This window comes from Clostridium pacaense, from assembly GCF_020709765.2.
GTDB classification, from domain to species: Bacteria; Bacillota; Clostridia; order Lachnospirales; family Lachnospiraceae; genus Enterocloster; species Enterocloster hominis.
Genome location: NZ_JAJFEB020000155.1, coordinates 1 through 253, shown reverse-complemented (window position 1 = coordinate 253; position 253 = coordinate 1). Strand labels below are relative to the sequence as shown.

Sequence of the window (253 nt, the reverse complement as noted above, 5' to 3'; positions counted from 1 at the left end):
ATGAAAGGTCTCAAACCTGCAAGTGTAGAAGAATCCTTCCAATCAAAAAAACAGGTAGCTCTCAAGAAAATCGAACGTGATTTTGCAGATGAAACCATTCGTGCCAACTTTGAGAAATTTGGTAAGGATGCTCGCAAATTGGCTGCTGAGTTTACTCCAGAAGAATTGGCAATGTATATCTTGAGTCTGACAGTCCAAGACCCAGATAGCCTTCCAGAAGTGGAGATTGCACGTGAAAAACCACTACCGTTTA

General features: G+C 41.5%; 1 protein-coding gene. It reads left to right on the top strand.

Annotated features, from left to right (window positions below; all coding sequences use genetic code 11):
* Window positions 1-253: hypothetical protein (locus tag LK536_RS58885; RefSeq protein WP_506092345.1), on the top strand; the 253-nt coding region annotated here is incomplete at both ends.